Below are 19754 nucleotides of genomic sequence, written 5' to 3' on the forward strand. Positions count from 1 at the left end.
TTACGCCCCACCTCCAAGCGTCACTGTGACCCATTGAAACAACTGGATCCCGTAGTTCGCAAGGCCACCCACGAAAAAGGCAAGAAGGATCGTTGCGGTACTGATGGCCGCAGCCCATTTGAATCTGAATTCTTTCACGAGGACAAAGAACACGCTCATGCATGGAATATAGAGAAGTGCCACAACAGAGCCTACAAACATCTGCGCCAACGTTAAATCCATACCGAGCAAAGGAAGTACGGCCAGTTCTCTTCTCACAACACCCAGGATCAAGGCCACACTGGCTTCAGGAGGCAATCCAAGAAAACTGACCACGACAGGTTCCACGATGAAACTGACATAGTTCAAAGCGCCTGTCTCAATCGTCAATGCCGCAAAGAGAATCCCGATCACCATCGGAATCTCCGCTTCGATCATGAAATGCTTCGTACGCATTTTGACTTTTCCCCATAAGGCACCGGGACTTGGCGGAAGCAGATTCGGCACTTCAATCAGAACCGGATCCAATGTCCCTTTCAGCATTTTATTCAAAACGGTACCGCTGATAAACATCACCACAAAGGAGACCAGAAAGATGGATAAGAGCAACAAAAAGGAATGGTCACCCAAGAGGGCAATAAAGGCTCCGGTCTGGGCAATGCACGGAACTGCCAGACTGACCAGGGCAGAGATGATCAGACGCTCTTTCATACTCGAAGCAGCCCGGGTCCCGATAATCGCCGGCACTGCACAACCGTACCCCATGGAAATGGGGACAATCGAATGACCGTGGAGACCGAAGCGCCGCAGCAGCCCGTCAATCAGAATCCCGAGCCGAGGTAAATAACCGCTGTCCTCCATAAACGACAGCGTAATGTAAAAGAAGAACACATACGGTAAAATCAATGCAATCGGCCACTCCACTGCTTTAATCAGCACACCAAACTCGCCTGCCAAAACCGAATACAGCATGGTCCCTTCTGTGGTAATCCTTGCTGCGATTCCTTCGGCAAAAGGCACGTAGTAATTGTTCAAGAGAGGCAGGAAAAAGACGGCCCGCACGGCTTTCCCCATACCAACGACAAAACCCAGTGCCAACAAAACCATCAGGATCGCAATCGGCAGCCCCGTTGCCGGCTGAATCGTCCACCGCTCCAGTTTATCCTTCACCGTTTCCTGGTAATCCTGATACGTCAGGACATCATCTGCAATGATATCCAGCGAAGGGGTGTCGACGGCTTCTCCAATTGCTGCATGAGGCTTCCCCATGAGCACTTTATTGATTTCAGCGACCAGACGGGTAAACCCTTTCCGTTTCACCGCAACTGCCGGGATCACCGGAGACTGCAAAAACGCTTCGAGCTTTTCAGTATCAATCTGAATGCCTTTGTGTTCCGCCACATCCACCATATTCAATAGAAATACAACCGGGGTATTTCTTTTTTTCAGAGCTTTCGCCAGCTGAAGATTCCGCTCAAGATTGGTCGCGTCGAGTACGCAGACAATCACATCCGCTCCCTGATCGAGCATCTGCATCGCTGCTTCTTCGGCTTTTGACACGGCCTTCAGTGAATAAACCCCCGGCACATCAATCAAAACCGCAGGTTCCTTCGCCAACACGAGGTCTCCCTCCATCGCGGTCACGGTGGTCCCTGCGTAGTTGGCCGTCATCACCCGTTTGTTCGTCAAACTTGAAAAGATCACACTTTTTCCGACGTTCGGATTTCCCATCAAAAGTACTTTTTTCTTGCCATCCGTTCGGATTTCGTGCTCAGTGCTATGGCATGTCATCGGAATTCAACTCCTCAATCCCGAATTCAGAAGCGATCGCGTAATCAATTGCAACCTCCCGCCGGCCTCTCGTCTGCACAACGACAGGGCCGCGCCACGGACTTTTATGCTTAATACAGAGCTCAGAACCGATATGAATGCCCAATCCTTCCAGTAACGGGCACACCGGAAGGGATTTGACTCTGCATCTGGCTTCACACGGAAGATCACAAAGACCTCGTGATTTCATATTCAGGCCCTCCTTAATTGAGAATGATAATCATTAACATCAGCCTACCTGATTTTTTCATCCTTTTGTATACGATGCTCAAATCTTCACGAATTCGTCATCAATTTCACACTTCTTTCATCAAATTGATGAGAAGACAGCGCAAAACCGCCGCATCCGGAGGGATACGGCGGTTGATGGTCACACAATATTTTTTCTTTTTTATTCTCCCAAATACACAAAGTACAGGACAAACACAACCAAGAGAACATACATGATCCAGTGAACTTCCTTGGCACGTCCTTTTGACACCATCGTGATCGGATACATGATAAACCCGAGGGCAATACCCGTTGCAATGCTGTAGGTCAAAGGCATGGCAATGATCGTGAAGAACGCCGGTACCGCAATCTCGAACTTCTTCCAGTCGATGTTCGCGAGCGACCTTGCCATCAGAACCCCGACGACAATCAGAGCCGGTGCGGTTACGGCAGCCGTGACCACTACCAGGAGTGGACTGAAGAGCAGGGCAACGAGGAAGAGTGCCCCGGTAACAAGAGACGCAAAACCGGTTCTCGCACCTGCGGCGATGCCTGACGATGATTCGATGTAAGCCGTTGTCGTCGACGTACCAAGAATGGCACCGATGGACGTGGCTGAAGAATCTGCCAGCAAGGCGCGCTGGGCACGTGGCAGTTTGTTATCTTTCACAAAGCCAGCCTGGTTCGCGACGGCATAGAGGGTTCCTGCCGTATCGAAAAAGTCCACGAAGAGAAACGTCAGGATGACAATCATTAATTGAACGGTGAAAATTTCGCCGAGACTCATTTCCCCGAACGGGGCAAATGCTGCACCGAACGTCGGTGCAAGACTCGGGATTGTGCCGATGATCTGTTCCGGAACCGGAACCGTATTGAAGAGCATTCCGACGAGTGCTGTGATGACCATCCCGTAAAAAATCCCGCCTTTTAAACCGAACGCCATGAGAATGACGGTAATCACCACACCAAATACTGCAAGCAAAGTAGCCGGATTGGTCAGGTCACCAATTTCAACCAGTGTGGCTTCAGAAGCCACGACAATCTCTGCATTCTGAAGACCGATAAATGCGATGAACAAACCGATACCGGCACCGGCGGCATACTTCAACTCCGCAGGAATGGCGTTTATGATAAATTCGCGAATGCCAACCACTGTGATCAAAATGAAAATCAAACCTGAAATGAATACACCCAAGAGAGCCGTTTCCCAAGGGATTCCGAGACCAAGAACAACCGAATACGTGAAGAATGCATTCAGCCCCATTCCCGGTGCCAGCGCTATGGGGTATCTAGCGATAAGGCCCATGATGATGGTACCGATCGCCGCGGCGAGGGCTGTGGCCACATAAACAGCTCCCTGATCCATGCCCGCTCCGGAAAGGATATCCGGATTCACAAAAAGAATGTACGCCATGGCAAGGAATGTCGTTAAGCCCCCCATGATTTCTCTTGAATAATTCGTGCCTAATTCGTCAAACTGAAAATACTTCTGCATGTCCCATATCTCCTTTTTTCTGATAGTGAAGGTCAGGGCACAAGAAAAGCCCTGCCTCCGGATGAATCCAGGAGCAGGGCTTTAACGTTTCCATTCACAATACCCAGGTCTGCAGCAAAATAAGCTGCAGGTATCCGTTAGTTCACCCACCAAAATGCGATCACTGAACAACATATACCTGACTATTGTTCGTAGTCAGACCCTTTCCGGGGGTCTGGTAGAAACTCTTGGGCCCTATTCCCAATATTATACGAACGAAATAATGTATAAGTACATGAGTCAGTTTAGCAACACCTAAATGGATTGTCAATAAAAAACGAACATTCCTTAAGTTAAATTTCCTAACATTCGGTTATTCCCATTCTATGGTACTTGGTGGCTTGGATGTGATGTCATACACGACCCGATTGACGTGTTTCACCTCATTCACAATTCTTGTGGAAATGATCTCCAGAATGTCATAGGGAATCCTCGCCCAGTCGCTCGTCATTCCATCGATGGATGTAACTGCGCGGATCCCTACCGTATAGTCATACGTGCGGGCATCACCCATAACACCGACACTGCGCATATCAGGAAGTGCCGTAAAGTACTGCCAGATATGACGGTCCAGACCTGCTTTTTTGATTTCGTCACGGAGAATCGCATCAGATTCCCGAACGATCTCCAGCTTTTCCTGCGTGATCTCGCCGAGAACACGGATGCCAAGACCCGGTCCAGGGAACGGCTGACGCCAGACGATTTCATCAGACAGACCCAGTTCGGCACCAACAGCACGCACCTCGTCTTTGAACAGGGTATTCAACGGTTCAATTAAATCGAAGTGCATGTTTTCAGGGAGCCCCCCGACGTTATGGTGAGACTTGATGGTCTGGGCTGTATCCGTACCGCTCTCGATGATATCCGTATACAGCGTCCCTTGAGCGAGGAAGTCCACATCCTGAAGTTTACCTGCTTCTTCTTCAAAGATATAGATGAATTCATTACCGATGATTTTACGCTTTTGCTCCGGATCACTGATGCCTTCGAGTTTTTTCAGAAAGCGTTCCTGTGCATCGATTTTGATGACATTCATATCAAAACCATCCGCGAAGATTTTCATGACACTCTCCGCTTCATTTTTCCTTAACAGTCCGTGGTCAATGAACATGCAGATCAGCTGATCGCCGATGGCTTTATGTAACAAAGCAGCCACAACAGAGGAGTCCACACCGCCACTCAAAGCACAGAGGACCTTCCGATTACCAACAGATTCACGTACTTTATCCACTTCTATATCAATGAAGTTCTCCATGGACCAGTTGCCCTCGCAGCCGCATACTTCATAGATGAAATTCTTCAGCATCGCCGTGCCGTGTTCGGTATTCTGTACTTCCGGATGAAACTGTACACCATAAAGATGACGGCTCTCATTACTCATGGCCGCAACCGGACAGTTATCATTGACTGCGTCCACTTGAAAACCCGCCGGTGGCGCTTTGACGAGGTCGCCGTGACTCATCCAGACCATCTGCTCTTTTGGCAGATCTTTAAAAAGCAGGGACTCATTTTGCAGCTTGATCACGGCCTTCCCGTATTCCCGGTGATGAGCGGCTTCCACACCACCATCAAAATGATCGGTCATCAGCTGCATGCCGTAACAGATGCCAAGTACGGGAATGCCGAGATCGAAAATGGCTTCATCACAGCGCGGTGCACCGTCCGCATAGACACTCCCGGGCCCGCCGGAAAAGATAATCCCTGTCGGGTTCATCGCTCTCACGTCTTCGGCAGTGGTTTTGTGGGTGACCAGTTCACTGAATACGCCGAGGTCACGGATTCTTCTGGTGATCAGCTGGTTATACTGACCCCCGAAATCAAGCACAATAATCTTTTCGTTTAGTTCTTCCACACGATTCACCTCATTAAATCTTCAGATTTGATTGACCCTGTTCAAATAAAGAAACTTGGCTTTTCACCATAGTGATGGCGAAAGCCTCGGTTGCACTTATACTTTTTTAAAAGTATTAAAAACTGCCTTCGTCCCTTTTTACAGGAGCGAAGGCAGTTTTATCCCTTGTGCCGGGAAAAAATCCACCTTCATAGTCAGGTTATTTACGGTAACCTGGTAGAGACTTCCGGACCGTATTTCCGGGGATATACGAAGCGTGTTTTGTTTGTCCGTTGCAGATTGATTAATTTTATCAGTCGCATAGTCATTGGTCAAGACCTACTGGTAGAGACGTTTCAACATCTCTTCCCAGTCCTTCTGATGCTTTTGCCATTCACCTTTCGGGTCTCCACCACCATAATACATCCGCTCGTAAGCCTTCGTCAGCTTCATCATCGCCTGTGAGCTGACAGCCTGATCCACCCGGCGGGCATATTCTCTTAACGTTTCACCTTCTGCTCTTGGCAGGCCTTCCTTCTCTAACAGCCACAGCAGTCGTTTGTACGCATTTTTAAAGGATCGGTCTGTCCCGCTCACTTTGTAAAGCAAGAAGAAGAAGCGGTTCATCAGCTTACTTTGCTTTTGATACGTCAGCATGACCATGAAAAGCACGACAATGGAAATCAAGATGTTCCCCGGGGTCAACCAGTTTCGCCAGGAACTTTCCCCGTCAGCTCCCTCCCCATCACCGACGGCTTCACCCGGATCGAATCCTTCATCCGGATCCGGAAAACGGTCATCGGCCAAATCGTCTGAAGGGTCGGGCGCGTCCGGGTCGTCACCATCGAGATCCAAATCAATGTCAACCGGTTCTGTGGAGAAATCGGCATAGTTCTCAAAGCCCTGTGTCGGTTCAAACGGTACCCAACCGACCTCCGGAAAATAGACTTCAACCCATGAATGAGCGTTGCCGTTAGTGACCTCATATACGAACTGATCATCTTCTGTCTGTTCGAGTTCTTCACCGGCCGTAAAGCCTTTCACCCAGCGCGCAGGGATGTCCAGTGTCCTGAGCAGCACCACCATCGACGTGGAATAGTTGTCACAGTACCCAGCCTGCGTTTCAAACAGAAACTGATCCACATAGTCTTCATCATCTTCCGGGACGGGTACATCTGTCGTCTGATAGACAAAATCATTCTGACCGAAATACTGTTCGATCGCTACTGCCTGATCATACCGGTTATCTTCTTCTGCCGTAATTTCAACCGCCAGCTCGCCGACTCGTTCAGGCAGATCATCCGGTAACTGTGTGTACATGTCAATGATTGCGTCCGGATCATTCTCCTCGGTCTCCTCCATCGTCGGAATCGGAAAACTGAAATCCAGGAAAGTGATGTCATACGCCTCGAGGAGTACGTCGTCGCCCATTTCTCTGCCGTCCACACGTCCGCCAATCGTATCCACTTCGAATTGAAGTGCATCCGTGCCGATTACATCACCATCAATGTTTGCGGTGATCTCCTCTCTGGGGGCATCCATGAGCTGCCCCGGATAGAACAAGTGTGAAAAACCGACTCCGGAACTCATTTGAATCGTCGCCGTTGTCTGTTCATGATCCCGGGTCTTGTCTTCGTCATACATCCAGTAATCAATCGCTTCAGGATCAAAGACATCTCCTGTTGGCTGGTAGTCTGTCTCCGAATTCACCCAGCCGCGCCCCGTATACTCATCTTTCGATTCACCGCGCCAGTATACCGGATTGTCCGTCACCGCCTGGAATACAACGCTCTCATCCTGGATAAATCCACCACCGAGCTGTTCATCATTCTCGCCGTAGCCGACACGTCTGACCGTGCCGCCTGAACCACCGCCAAATCCGCCTTCGCCTGTAACGAAACCGCGAATCGTCGGCACCGGATCGGACCATTGAGGCTCAGGTTTCGGCATCAGAAAGGCCACAACAATCGCAATGGATACCATCGCAATCAGCGTGTACATCCAGGCTACCGGGAGAAAAGTCTCCGATTTTCGGCCAATTTCTTTTTCTGACTCCTGCACATCAAGCATATGCAACAGCGTCATCATAAAGAAGCCGATGACAACAATCCTGACGATCGCCTGTGATGCATCCACAACGGTAAAGGTATCAAGAATCGTGATGTAAACAACCGTTGCCAGCAGGAAAAAAAACACCCGCCGCGTTTGAAAAACCCAAAAATACATCAGGTAGCAGATCAATGCCAAGAGCATAAAGAGGAGCAAGGTACGAAACGGATTCGTGAGCATCTCCATGTCACCTGAAAACAAAAGCCCCATGTTGTGACGGATCTCCCCGCCGATCATCCGGATGGACTCACCGCCACCTTCTCTTGCAAGAAACGGCCCTTCATAGAAAATGCGATGCAATCCGAAAACAGCTGCAACTGCCAAAACCGGGAGATTGACCCAGATCGGCAGCCGGATGTAAATCAGTGCGGCACTCACCAATGCAAAACCAAGAAACACCTCAAGGCTTGATGTATCGGTAATCGCCGGGATCGGCCTGAGCCATTCCCACAAAATTAAAAAGGCCAGCACATAAATAAACAGATGCACGATGGAGAAGGACTGTTTTGATTGTCGACTCACCATTGCCCACCTGCCTTTTGCCGGTTTCTTGCATCAATGTCCCCGGAATTCATCCGGGTCGTCATCACACCAATCCGCTCAAGCTCTTTCTGACGTTCCTGTTCCCACTGATCCAGTTCATCGTCGAGCTTGGTCATCAGGAAAAAGTAGATCTGCTTCCTTCTGCTTGAGATCGTCTTTAGTTGCCGTAAGAGTTCATCATCGAGGGCCGTGGCAATCACGATCACCGTTGATCCGGAGGTGAGCTGATTTTCAATATCAACCAGCTTCACAGCAAAACCCGAACCCTCATCCGGCTCAATTTCCGAGAGGTGGGTGACGAGCTTTTTCTGATGATCAGTCCCGTTGCCTAATGAGAAGGAATGGACTTGTTTCCCAACGGTCATCATGCCCACATCCAGCTGCCGTTCATACGCGTACATGATAATGGATGTTGCCAGTTCAATCCCCTCTTCATAAGATTGCAGCGTGTCATATGTGGTATTCGGTACGTAGTTACTGAGCAGAATCATGAAATTTTGACCGATGTAATCTTCAAATTCCTTCGTCATGAGCTTGGATGACCTTGCGGTGACTTTCCAGTCAATGCTGGTCAGTTTGTCACCTGGTTCATATTCCCTCGCTCCTGCAATGGATGTGCGGTCTTCCACGAAATCCTGATTCGATTTCCGCGTTTCGGTCTCGTGCCGCTCAAAAGCCTCCCAGGAGTCAATGTGATGATAATCCGGATACACCAAGAGCCAATCCGCCGATTCCGAAAAGCGGCGCTTCGTTACCCAGCCGAACACATCACTGGTTGTGAGCCATGTGCCGAGAAACTGATAGCTCCCTCGTTTCGCATCACGAACCTGATATTCATACGTTAATTCTTTCTTGAACGACGGATAGAAGATCATCTCCGTTTGCCGGCCATGCACCTGTTCTTTGAGGCGTTTCTCCATAGCATCGTTGACGCCAAGATATAAAAATGGAAAGGGGAGTTTCCGACGCAGTATAACCTTCACATGGACATCTTCCCCTGCTGGAAGGGCCGATTGTTCAAGATGACGGGACACGTCAAAGTGCCCGAGAGGAACCAATGTGTACAAAAGCATCAGGATCATTAATAAGGTGACACTGTAAAATAAAAACCAGCTGACAAAACCGCCTTGAAACATGGCATAACTGAATAACCCTGCGAAGATGGCAAGGATCAGCACAACTCTGAGAATCACGATCACCCAATACCAGCCTGTCCAGTCTCTTACCCTCATCCGCCGATCTCTTCCCCGGCGGGCACACGGACCTGTTCAATCACGTCGGCCACGATCCGCTCATTGGACTGGTTTGACAGTTTCGCATCCGACGTGAGAATCATGCGGTGCTGCAATACATATGGGGCAAGAAATTTCACATCGTCCGGAACGGTGTAGTTTCTCCCCTGCATGAGCGCGAGCGCCTGTGCGGCCTTCATAAGTGAGATCGATGCCCGGGGACTTGCGCCGAGAGAAACCGCATGATGAAGCCTCGTTGAGGTGACAAGATCAATGATGTAGTGTTTGACTGACTGGTGCACTTTCACCTGTTGCACTTCTTTTTTGATATTGACCACATCCTGAAGACTCAAGACTTCTGAGAGACTTTCAATGGGATGCTGCCGTTCCACCCGGTTTAACACATCGAGTTCTTCCGTTTTCGTCGGGTATCCGATTTTGAATTTGAACAAAAAGCGGTCTAATTGCGCCTCCGGCAAAGGATAGGTCCCGCTGTACTCGATCGGGTTTTGTGTCGCCATGACGAGAAACGGATCCTGTAAGGTTCTCGTTTCACCATCGACGGTAACACTCCCTTCCTCCAGAGCCTCGAGAAGGGCTGCCTGTGTTTTCGGGGATGTCCGGTTGATTTCATCGGCCAAAACGATATTCGACATAACGGGTCCCGGCCGGAAATGAAATTCCATGTCCTTTTGATTGAAAACCGATACCCCTGTTACGTCGGAAGGAAGCAAGTCCGGCGTAAACTGGATCCGTTTGAATTCTGCTCCAATGGACTTGGCAATGGCACGTACCATCATGGTCTTCCCGACTCCCGGCACATCTTCAAGGAGAACATGACCGCCGCAAAGAAGCGCGACAACACTCAATTCGACTTCCCGGCGTTTTCCAACAACCACTTTCTCTACGTTATCAATTAATGTGCGCACCTGTCCGTGCTCCACGAGGGACTGATATGATCTGATTTTCACTGGCGTGACCTCCTTCGTCTGAATGAACAGTTACATTCACTATTCCCATCTTATCATGAAATCAATGATTTTTCGTGGTATAACCCTTTGATCGTAAACTGTTACACGATTCATCAGACTGCCTGTCAACCGCGCACAGGAAATCCCCCAGAATCAGCTGATTCTGAGGGACATCCACGTCTATGAAATGCGTTTCAACGGCTCTGGTCTGGCATAGACAAACCCCTGGATCACATCGCAATGGGTCTGACGCAGGATGCGCACCTGCCCTTCGGTTTCAACGCCTTCAACCACAACGCGGTACCCCATGGAATGGGCGATATTAATTATCGCAACGAGCAGAATCCGCGCCCGGTCATCGGTTTCAACCCGATCGATAAACGACTTATCCACTTTGACTTCATCTGTCTGAAACTGACTGATATAACTCAGGGAAGAATACCCGCTCCCAAAATCATCAAGTGATATTTTGAACCCGTCTTCCCGAAGGCGCTTGATCGTCTGATTCACGAGCGCTGTTTCGGCAATGAACACATCTTCAGTGATTTCCAACACAATATGTTCAGGTGAGATTCCCCGCTTTTGCACCTGCTGATTCAGGAATCTCCGGTATTCTTCTGTGAGGAATACAACCGGCGGGATATTAATCGACACTTCAACACCCGCTCCATAGCGCGCCACCAGTTCCGGATAATCCTTCAAAGCAAGCTTCGTCACATGTTCGGTGAAATCCATCATTAATCCGGCCCGGTCGATTGCCGGGATGAAATCACCTGGATTGACAAAACCGAATTCACTGGATTCCCAGCGGCAGAGGGCCTCCACACCGATAACACGCCTGTCAGTCGCAGCATGTTTTTCCTGATAAAAAAGAGTGAATTCATTGCGGTTCAAAGCTGTCTCGAGATGATGCTTATACTGGGTCCGTTTTTCAATCGCATCATACATTTCCTGTTCAAAGAAAACCGCTTGATCTTCTTGATGTTCCTTGGCAATCTGCATGGCTACGGACGCCCGCTGATAGAGCTCCTCAAATGAAACAATGTCTTTCGTCACAGAGCAAACACCAATATGAAATTCAAGGGCTTGAGAAAACCCGACGCTCTGGTAATTGCGGTTGAGCTCACGCTTCTTCTCTCTGATATGCGCCAAGAGCTCATTCCTCTCGAAACGTTCCACCCAAATGGCGAATTCATTCCCGCCAATACGGACCGGTTTGACATCATCCCCGGTTTCCATCTGACTGAGTAATCCCCCCAGAATCCGGATCATTTCATCCCCATAGGCATGACCATAAAGGGAGTTGATCACTTTGAAATTCCGGGCATCCAGGAGGACCAGGTGCCTGCCGATGCCGGCCTCCTCCAGACGATTTCCAGCATAGTCGTTCAGCCAGTTCCGATTCGGAAGGCCCGTCAGATCATCATAGTAGGCATACCGGTAAATGCGGTCATCCTTGTCCTGCATGGCATTGACCATCTTATTATAGCTTGACACGAGCTGACCGACCTCGTCTTGCCGGCTCACTTCCGGAACACGTTCATAGCTGCCTCTTTTCATTTTCACCATTGCCTGTTCAAGGCTCATTAAAGGCTTTGTGAAGCCGGAGAAGAAATATACCGACAAAAGGACGCCCCCGATCACCAGCAGAAAAACGACGGCAAATGTCACCCACATAATGGCATTTGCGTCTTCGTTAAAATCCGTCATGTACGTCCCGGCAGTCACCACCCACTCCCAGTCTTCGTCATAATCGGCATAAACCACTTTTTCCCCGGTTTCCTCTTCAAAAGGGAGGTTCCATGTATAATGCACGAACCCCCCACCGTCCATCGCCTGGTTAATTTTATCTTGCACAAACAGATAACCATCTTCCGAATCATTTCCAACATCCGTGACGTCCCAGACATCTTCCCCTTCAAGGGTAGGGTGCAGCACTTCGATCCCCTCAGGACTGTAAACGATAAAATAGCCGTTTTCACCAAGGTCCACCGGGCCCTCGATGGGGCGTGTTCCATCTTCGGCCAGAGGGCCGAGGAGAATTTCTTTCACATCCTCCTGGGCCTCTTCTTGCGTTATGAAACCTTCCTCTGCATCCGTTCTTTTCTCTTCGATCAGCATCATCGCTGTATGTACACCATTTTCAAGAATATCCTGCCCTCGTTCATCGAGTGCATTTTTTGACAGCTGGAAGCTGGAATATCCAATAACCATGGTTGTCATGGTTAATAATAAAAAGGTATAAATCAACAGCCTCGCATTCAGTGTCACCCTTTTTACCCGCCGGAACATGCCATCACATCCCACTGTAATTTTCCATCCATTTGCATTATACCATGCCTTGCGTGGGAGATTCGATGGTTCAGAGGAAAAAAATGAAAAAATGCTGCACCGGAATATTCATCCGGTACAGCAGTATTTTCAATTCGCTACATGCCCTGTTTCATTTGATGGTGGGGCTGATGATGATGGCCTTTCGGTGTCCGGTGTTCACTTAAGGTGTCTTCTTGTTCCACTGGAATTTTACCCAGTTCTTTGTCCACATTCACCACGACGACATAGTCCCCCTGCTCAAAGAAGGCTTTGTACGAAGCCGCAGCTTCTTCCTCTCTATGAATCACTTCTACGTCCTCTTCCTTTACGCCTTTGATTTCAAGCTCGCGTATGACACCTTCTTTTTGATCCAGTGAATGCAACACAGCGACAACCTGCTTATCCATACCGATACACCTCCGTTAAACGTTGTGCCCTATAAAAATCAGTACCCCCGAATCATATGGTTAAAACGAGTTTCTGACAACTACTTCATCAAGAGGCAAACGGCTGCTGACTCTCGGATCCGTTTCCCGTTTACCGACCGTTACCAGCATGACGGGTACATAACGTTCCGGGATATGGAATGCCTCGATAAATGCATCCCGGTCAAATCCGCCCATCGGACATGTGTCATAGCCCATCCCTCTTGCCGAGAGCATCAGCTGCATAGCAGCCAGTGACGCGTTCAAGATCGCTTCGTCCCGTGGGAAAGACGTATCACCTTCATATAAACTGTTGATACTGCCAACGATTTTCTCTTTGATCTCTTCGGTCAGATGCCCCTGCTTCACAGCATCTGTAAAAATACCCTCTACATTTCGATTCGCTTCGATGTCCCCGAGAATGCCAATCACTGCGGCACTGTCTTTGACCTGCTTTTGCCCGTAAGCAATCGGCAGGAGCTTTTCCTGCTGTGCTTCATCATCAATCACGAGAAATTTCCAGTGCTGCAGATTCCAGGACGACGGGGCCGTCACGCTCATCTCGAGCATCTGCTTCAGCTCTTCTTCAGGGATTTTTACAGATGGATCATAAGCTTTTACCGAATGCCGTTCTTCCATTGTCTGAAAAAGACCGGCATCTGCGATCGTATGGTTATTTGTCATGGTTCTTCACCTCAGGATTCATGGTTTTCCCATCGACCAGCGTGGGATTACATCAATCAGTCTACCACCCGTTTTCAACTCGTTCAAACGATCTGTTTTTCCTCCTGAAGAGACGTTCAAATTCTCCGGTTTCGTTTAATCAGCCAAATGGCGAGAATAATCAATATGACAATAATACTCGTCAGAATACCAAACGTCGGCCAGTAAATCCATTCATTCAGGTCCATCATCTCCATCACCTCTAGTCACCCGATTCCCGATTTACAGGAAGTAAACACCTGATTGTTCTGCTTGGCACGATCAGATGACACGGAATCGTCACAACTTTTGGAGTAAACATCATTTACAGATCGTTAAGTCTGGTGTAGTATACCCTTATAGGTATCTTGTTACTACATTCACAAGATTAATGATTGACCATACAGGAGGATGATGAAACATGAGCAGAAAAATAATCGTTGTAGGCGGCGTAGCCGGCGGAGCAACCGCTGCAGCCAGACTTCGTCGCATTGATGAAACATCGCACATCGTTGTATTTGAAAAAGGGGAGCATATTTCGTTCGCAAACTGCGGACTCCCTTATTATATTGGAGGGTCCATTGAAGACCGGGAGAAATTGCTCGTTCAGACTGTCGAAGGCATGAGCCGGAAATTCAATCTCGATATCCGCAACCTCTCCGAAGTAACAGCCATCAACCGGGAGGAAAAAACGGTGACCGTCAAACAGGTTGCCACCGGGAACGAGTACACCGAAAGCTACGATCAGCTGATCCTTTCACCGGGCGCCCGTCCGATTGTTCCACCCATTGCAGGACTGAATGACAGTATAAATGTATTTACGCTTCGAAATATACCAGATACAGATAAGATCAAAAGCTGGGTGGATGAGCGTTCTCCAAAGAAAGCTGTCATTGTCGGCGGCGGATTCATCGGTCTTGAAATGGCTGAGAATCTGCATGAGCGCGGTATTGACGTAACCGTTGTTGAAATGGGGGATCAGGTCATGCAGCCGATCGATCCTGAAATGGCTGCCATTGTTCACCAGCATATTCAAGACCATGGCCGTCTGATTCTCGAAGATGGTGTGCATGCTTTCAAAGAGGAGGGACGTAAAGTGGTCCTGTCGAGTGGCCGGGAGCTCGAAAGTGACATCACGATTCTCTCCATTGGTGTCCGGCCTGAAAACGAACTGGCTGTCAATGCCGGGTTAAAAACGGGTGATCGCGGCGGCATTCTCGTCAATGAATACCTGCAGACTGAAGATGAAGCCATCTATGCCATCGGTGATGCCATCGAGGTCCGCGATTACATTCAGGACACGCCGGTGATGGTTCCCCTTGCCTGGCCTGCAAACCGTCAGGGACGTATTGTTGCAGATACCATCTACGGGAAACCAACTGCCTACAACGGCACGCTTGGCACATCGATTGCGAAGGTATTTGACCTGACGGTGGCTGCGACCGGAAACAACGAAAAGACATTAAAGCAGCTGGGCGTGAATTATAAAGCGGTTCACGTGCATCCAGGTTCCCATGCGGGATACTACCCGGGCGCATCACCGGTATCTTTGAAAATGACATTCGATCCGGAAAGCGGACAGATCTTCGGTGCGCAGGGCGTTGGACTCGATGGTGTAGACAAGCGGATTGATGTGATTGCAACAGCGATCAAAGGCGGCTTGACCGTATTTGATTTACCTGAACTGGAGCTTGCTTACGCACCACCCTATTCTTCCGCCAAGGACCCGGTTAATATGCTCGGCTATGTGGCAACCCATGTGGCAGATGGCGATTTGAAAATTGTGCATTTCGATGAGATCGATGACATCGTTTCACAAGGCGGTTTCCTCGTCGATGTCCGCGATCCGCAGGAAGTGGAGATGGGGGCAATTCCCGGAGCCGTTAACATCCCGCTTGATACCATCCGCGAACGTCTCGACGAATTCCCGTCAGATCAGCCGGTCTATATCACGTGCCAGGTTGGTCTCAGAGGCTACCTAGCCACACGCATCCTTGAGCAAAATGGCATTGACACCATTAACCTCAGTGGCGGCTACAAAACGTATGCCTGCGTGAATCACATCTGTACCGATTCGGTGCGGGATGATATTGAACCGGAAGACGCTGGCAACAAGCCGCAGACCGGCAGAAAAGAAGCAGATCTTGTGATCGATGCCACCGGACTCAGCTGCCCGGGGCCGATTATGAAGCTGCATCAAGGTATCAAGACACTAGAAGACGGTCAAACCGTTAAGATCAGCGTAACAGACAGCGGATTTGTCAGAGATGTAGACGCATGGTGCAAAAATACTGGTCACACGCTTGTTGAAAAATCGACAGAGAAAGGCAATATCCACGCCATCGTTGCCAGAGGCAGTATGGTCAAAGCCTGATACAATGATTCGCCCCCTGAACCTTTTTGTTCAGGGGGTTTTCCATGTACTTCATAGCACTATCTAAATCCGTTAAAGGATTGAAGGATAAACGCAACGAAGGCTTTCGCCATTTATGCTTGGCGAGAAGCCAAGTTTTCTTTATCAAAACCCCTGCCTCTAAACAAAGAGACAGGGGTTATCTGATGAATCAGGATGCGTTGAACACATCTTGTTCGATTTGCTTTAACTGGTAAAAGACACCACGTTTGTTCATGAGTTCTTGATACGTCCCGGTTTCTGCAACCTGCCCATGATCCATGACAATGATCTGGTCGGCTTCTTCAAGACCCGTGAGACGGTGACTGACGATCAGAACCGTGTCTTCAGCCGTTTCGTTTCGAAGATGGCGATATAAGACCTGTTCCATGGATGGATCCACCGATGAGAATGGCTCATCCAAAAACCAATTTCGTCCCCCGCGCAGGAGAAGCCTTGCAAAAGCGAGGCGTTGACGTTCGCCGCCGGAGAGATTGCCGCCCTGTTCAGTGACAGGGTCATCAAGACTCAATCCCTCGAGGAATACATCTCTCAGCACCTGTTGCAGCATGTCGTCAGCAGTCTCGTCATTTGCCAGTAAAAGATTTTCCCGGATTGTTCCTGCAAAAAAATGGCTGTCCTGAAGCTGAATACGGCTGTTTTCATACAGTGAATCCAGCCGGTAAGAGTGAATGGTTTCCCCGTTCCAGAGAACTTCTCCCTCAGCGGCTTCAAACATGCCCAACAACAGATGCAGCATACTCGATTTGCCTGATCCACTCGGCCCGACAACGACCGTCGTTGACCCTGGTGAACAAGTGACGTCGACATTCTTCAATGCCGGACTGCTTTCCTCATCAAAATGCAGGCCTACGCTTCTCAGTTTCACCGATGCCGGCGCTGACGCCAGTTCTCTCTCTCCTTCAGGAATCACATCCGTATCCACTGCGTCTTTCAGTCTGCCTGCTGCGGTCTGATTATCCTCATAGTACACCGGCACAGCGGCCATCGGTGCAGCATTTTCGAATACGGTCAGAGATACCATCACCAGCATCGCAAGAAAGATGCCTTCAAGACCCTCGGTACTGACCAGGTAGGCACCCGTAGTCAGAATCAGCACACTGACCAGGAAAGTAACGCCCTGATTGACCGTCTGATTTTCGAGTATCCGCAGCTGCTCTTTTTTCTGCGCCTGAATCACCTGATCCGATACGTTTAAAACGTCGTCTTTTTTATCATCCAGTTTTTGATGCAGTAATAAATCCCGATGCCCGAAAAGCATTTCCGTCACTTCGCCACTGAGTTCTGCCCGGAGCTGACGGACGCGGTTAGCGGTCTTTTTTTGCCGCATGGCATAAATGTAGGGGATCAAGAGGCTTGTGAGCAAAAGCCCAAACACAAGCAGGAGTGCGATGATCCAAGAGAACCATGCGGTAAAGACGATCGTGATCAGGAAAATGACCATCGCCGCCGCGGGCGGATAGACGACCCGCAGGAAATAATTCTGCAGGCTTTCCACGTCACCGACGATGCGCCCGAGGAGATCCCCGCTTCGAAATCGCCTTGATAAGCCAGGTGCCAAGGGGGCAAGCCGCTCAAAGAAATAAACTCTGAAACGGCCGAGCATGGTAAAGGTCGCCCGGTGAGAGACGAGGCGTTCACTGTAGCGAAACAACGCACGGGACACACTGAAAAATTTGAGCAGGGCGATGCTGATCGTCAACACGTAAAAGGCATTGGTCACCGCAGCTGCGGATATCAGGTAACCGCTGTTCGCAAATAAAGCGACTGCACCGAGTGCGGCGAGTACACCGTAAACAACCGATTTGATCAGATCTTTTTTTTCTTCCAGCATGAGCCGGGTGATGATTGTGAGTTCCTTCATTGTGCCTCACCTCCCGTGTTCACTGTGACCATGTCCCGGTATGTCGGGATTCGTTCGAGCAGTTCGCGATGTGTGCCGATCCCTGAGAGCTTCCCATCTTCGAGATAGAGAATCTGATCTGCAGACTGAATCGTGTGCAAGCGGTGTGCGACGGTGATCATCGTCGCCCCCTTTGCCAAACGGCTGATTCCCTCTTGAAGAAGTTGTTCTGTTCTCAGATCGAGTCCGGTGGTCGGTTCATCGAAAACGATGACGTCCGGTTTTTTAATAAACGCACGGGCCAAAGCAATGCGCTGACGCTCACCGCCTGAGAGGCCCCGTCCACCTTCACCGATCGGGGTATCCAATCCATCAGGTAACCGCTCGACCAATTCCTGAAGCCCTGTTTCCTTCACGGCTGAATACACCTCGGTTTCAGTGGCTTCGTTCACAGATCCGAGGCAGATATTGTCTCTGACAGTGCCGCTGAACAGATACGGTGATTGAGTAATATAGCTGACGGCATCGAGCCACTCCTCCTGTTTCAGTTCTTTTAAAGGGGTAGCATTGACCAGCATCTCGCCCTTTTGAGGTGAAACGAGGCCGCTCATCAGCTGAAGCAGTGTGGATTTCCCTGCTCCGCTGGCCCCGACAACCGCGGTGTGTGAACCTGGTTCCATGTTGAAATCCAACGGACCAAGAGCAAACTGATCCGTTCCATAAGTAAATTGAACCTCGCGTATTTCGAGATGAACCGGACCTTCTGCCAGTCTTTTCTCTCCCCAGACAGGTTCATGAGAGTCTTCTTCAAGGATCGAACGGATCCGTTCCCAAGAGCCGGTACTGCTCTTCCCGTTATGAAAAGCGGTTCCCAGTTCTTTCAGGGAAGCAAAGAATTCCGGCGCCAGAATCAAGACGAAAAAGGCGGTGAAAAACGTCAGCTGGTCAAAAATCACCAGCCTGAGGCCGACTTCGAGGGCCACCAGGGCAATGCTCAACATCGAGATGAATTCCAGCATCAAAGACGAAAGGAAGGCGACCTTCAGGACATCCATTGTCGCATCCCGATAGCCGGTGCTGCTCTGCCGGATGGCATCCGCTTTCTCCTTCGTTTTCCCGAGAAATCGTAATGTGACAAGTCCTTGCAACAGATCCAGAAACGTACCAGAAAAACGGTTCAGCTTTTCCATTTGTGCTTCGGATTTCTTTTCTGCATTCTTTCCCACCACGATCATCATGATCGGAATAAACGGTGCCGTGATGAGCAGGATCAAACCGCTTACCCAGTTCATATAAAAAATTGCTGCCAACAAAACCAGTGGTACCGTCGATGACAGAATCAGCTGCGGGTAATATTTGCTCACATACCCTTCTGCTTCGTCGACCGAATCCACAAATATGCCGGTTCGCTCACCGGAGAGGGTGTCGTTTGCCGGTCTCGTTTCTTTCATGCTGAAATGTTCAGCAAGTGTATGCCGGTATTCACGCTTCAGACTGGCTCCCAGCTTCGCACCAAGCGAGCCATTGACGTACACGAAGAGGCTTCGCATCACAAGAGCGAACGCCGTCAGGCCGATCAGCGGCAGTACATCCGTAAATGAACGCTCCTGCAGGAAAACGCCATCCACCACAGCGACAATTCCGTATGCCATCAGCACAATGGACAGACCGAGACCCAAAGCGTTCAACCTTAATAAACCTGTAATTTTCCGGTTTCTTTTTGCCCAATCCTTTAATGTGAGCATCTTGTCTTCACTCCATCCCGAAATGTCTGTTAAGTTATTCACAGACAGTGTTATCATCATTGTATCTCATTTTG

13 protein-coding genes and 2 riboswitches are annotated in these 19754 nt (G+C 49.5%); of the genes, 1 reads left to right on the plus strand and 12 read right to left on the minus strand.

Annotated elements, in window-relative coordinates; all coding sequences use genetic code 11:
• The 10 genes from BBEV_RS13245 to BBEV_RS13290 form a co-directional block, all read right to left on the minus strand.
• On the minus strand, positions 1-1770 hold the full coding sequence (locus tag BBEV_RS13245) for a ferrous iron transporter B (protein ID WP_069365900.1): 1770 nt from the start codon (positions 1768-1770) through the stop codon (positions 1-3).
• Positions 1757-1999: a FeoA family protein gene (locus tag BBEV_RS13250; protein WP_069365901.1), complete on the minus strand. Its 243-nt coding sequence runs from the start codon at positions 1997-1999 to the stop codon at positions 1757-1759. Before BBEV_RS13250 ends, BBEV_RS13245 begins: the two co-directional genes overlap by 14 nt.
• 201 nt (positions 2000-2200) lie before the next feature.
• On the minus strand, positions 2201-3514 hold the full coding sequence (locus tag BBEV_RS13255; protein ID WP_069365902.1) for an NCS2 family permease: 1314 nt from the start codon (positions 3512-3514) through the stop codon (positions 2201-2203).
• A 172-nt stretch (positions 3515-3686) separates the two neighbouring features.
• A riboswitch (purine riboswitch) is annotated at positions 3687-3788 on the minus strand.
• 78 nt (positions 3789-3866) lie between these two features.
• Positions 3867-5405 (minus strand): glutamine-hydrolyzing GMP synthase, encoded by a 1539-nt coding sequence (guaA, locus tag BBEV_RS13260; RefSeq protein ID WP_157100995.1) that lies wholly within the window; start codon positions 5403-5405, stop codon positions 3867-3869.
• 171 nt (positions 5406-5576) lie between these two features.
• Positions 5577-5678: riboswitch (purine riboswitch) on the minus strand.
• A 45-nt stretch (positions 5679-5723) separates the two neighbouring features.
• On the minus strand, positions 5724-8015 hold the full coding sequence (locus BBEV_RS13265; protein ID WP_198155006.1) for a transglutaminase TgpA family protein: 2292 nt from the start codon (positions 8013-8015) through the stop codon (positions 5724-5726).
• On the minus strand, positions 8012-9268 hold the full coding sequence (locus tag BBEV_RS13270; RefSeq protein ID WP_069365905.1) for a DUF58 domain-containing protein: 1257 nt from the start codon (positions 9266-9268) through the stop codon (positions 8012-8014). Before BBEV_RS13270 ends, BBEV_RS13265 begins: the two co-directional genes overlap by 4 nt.
• Positions 9265-10239: an AAA family ATPase gene (locus BBEV_RS13275; protein ID WP_069365906.1), complete on the minus strand. Its 975-nt coding sequence runs from the start codon at positions 10237-10239 to the stop codon at positions 9265-9267. The genes BBEV_RS13270 and BBEV_RS13275 overlap by 4 nt, the downstream gene beginning before the upstream one ends.
• A 180-nt stretch (positions 10240-10419) precedes the next feature.
• Positions 10420-12531 (minus strand): EAL domain-containing protein, encoded by a 2112-nt coding sequence (locus tag BBEV_RS13280; protein ID WP_069365907.1) that lies wholly within the window; start codon positions 12529-12531, stop codon positions 10420-10422.
• 137 nt (positions 12532-12668) lie between these two features.
• Positions 12669-12959 carry a hypothetical protein gene (locus tag BBEV_RS13285; RefSeq protein WP_069365908.1) on the minus strand — a complete coding sequence of 97 codons (291 nt, stop codon included), beginning with the start codon at positions 12957-12959 and terminating at the stop codon, positions 12669-12671.
• 60 nt (positions 12960-13019) lie between these two features.
• The gene (locus tag BBEV_RS13290; RefSeq protein ID WP_069365909.1) at positions 13020-13661 is read right to left on the minus strand and encodes a nitroreductase family protein; all 642 of its coding nucleotides are present in this window, start codon (positions 13659-13661) and stop codon (positions 13020-13022) included.
• A gap of 439 nt (positions 13662-14100) precedes the next feature.
• On the opposite strand from BBEV_RS13290, the gene BBEV_RS13295 reads away from it, so the two are divergent.
• Positions 14101-16053: a CoA-disulfide reductase gene (locus BBEV_RS13295; protein WP_069365910.1), complete on the plus strand. Its 1953-nt coding sequence runs from the start codon at positions 14101-14103 to the stop codon at positions 16051-16053.
• 190 nt (positions 16054-16243) lie between these two features.
• Here BBEV_RS13295 and cydC read toward each other — a convergent pair whose 3' ends face one another.
• Together cydC and cydD are read right to left on the minus strand one after the other, a co-directional pair.
• Positions 16244-17956, minus strand: coding sequence for a thiol reductant ABC exporter subunit CydC (gene cydC, locus BBEV_RS13300; protein WP_069365911.1), 1713 nt, complete (start codon positions 17954-17956; stop codon positions 16244-16246).
• A complete protein-coding gene (gene cydD, locus BBEV_RS13305; RefSeq protein ID WP_069365912.1) occupies positions 17953-19680 on the minus strand; it encodes a thiol reductant ABC exporter subunit CydD in 1728 nt (575 codons plus the stop codon). The genes cydC and cydD overlap by 4 nt, the downstream gene beginning before the upstream one ends.
• Between the last annotated feature and the right edge of the window lie 74 nt (positions 19681-19754).

This window comes from Salisediminibacterium beveridgei (genome assembly GCF_001721685.1).
Lineage (GTDB): Bacteria > Bacillota > Bacilli > Bacillales > Salisediminibacteriaceae > Salisediminibacterium > Salisediminibacterium beveridgei.

Bases quoted from the DNA above. Each gene is read 5' to 3' on its own strand.
- BBEV_RS13245 (WP_069365900.1), bottom strand. From the start codon at position 1,770: ATGACATGCCATAGCACTGAGCACGAAATCCGAACGGATGGCAAGAAA.
- BBEV_RS13250 (WP_069365901.1), bottom strand. From the start codon at position 1,999: ATGAAATCACGAGGTCTTTGTGATCTTCCGTGTGAAGCCAGATGCAGA.
- BBEV_RS13255 (WP_069365902.1), bottom strand. From the start codon at position 3,514: ATGCAGAAGTATTTTCAGTTTGACGAATTAGGCACGAATTATTCAAGA.
- BBEV_RS13270 (WP_069365905.1), bottom strand. From the start codon at position 9,268: ATGAGGGTAAGAGACTGGACAGGCTGGTATTGGGTGATCGTGATTCTC.
- BBEV_RS13280 (WP_069365907.1), bottom strand. From the start codon at position 12,531: ATGTTCCGGCGGGTAAAAAGGGTGACACTGAATGCGAGGCTGTTGATT.
- BBEV_RS13285 (WP_069365908.1), bottom strand. From the start codon at position 12,959: ATGGATAAGCAGGTTGTCGCTGTGTTGCATTCACTGGATCAAAAAGAA.
- BBEV_RS13290 (WP_069365909.1), bottom strand. From the start codon at position 13,661: ATGACAAATAACCATACGATCGCAGATGCCGGTCTTTTTCAGACAATG.
- BBEV_RS13295 (WP_069365910.1), top strand. From the start codon at position 14,101: ATGAGCAGAAAAATAATCGTTGTAGGCGGCGTAGCCGGCGGAGCAACC.
- cydC (WP_069365911.1), bottom strand. From the start codon at position 17,956: ATGAAGGAACTCACAATCATCACCCGGCTCATGCTGGAAGAAAAAAAA.
- cydD (WP_069365912.1), bottom strand. From the start codon at position 19,680: ATGCTCACATTAAAGGATTGGGCAAAAAGAAACCGGAAAATTACAGGT.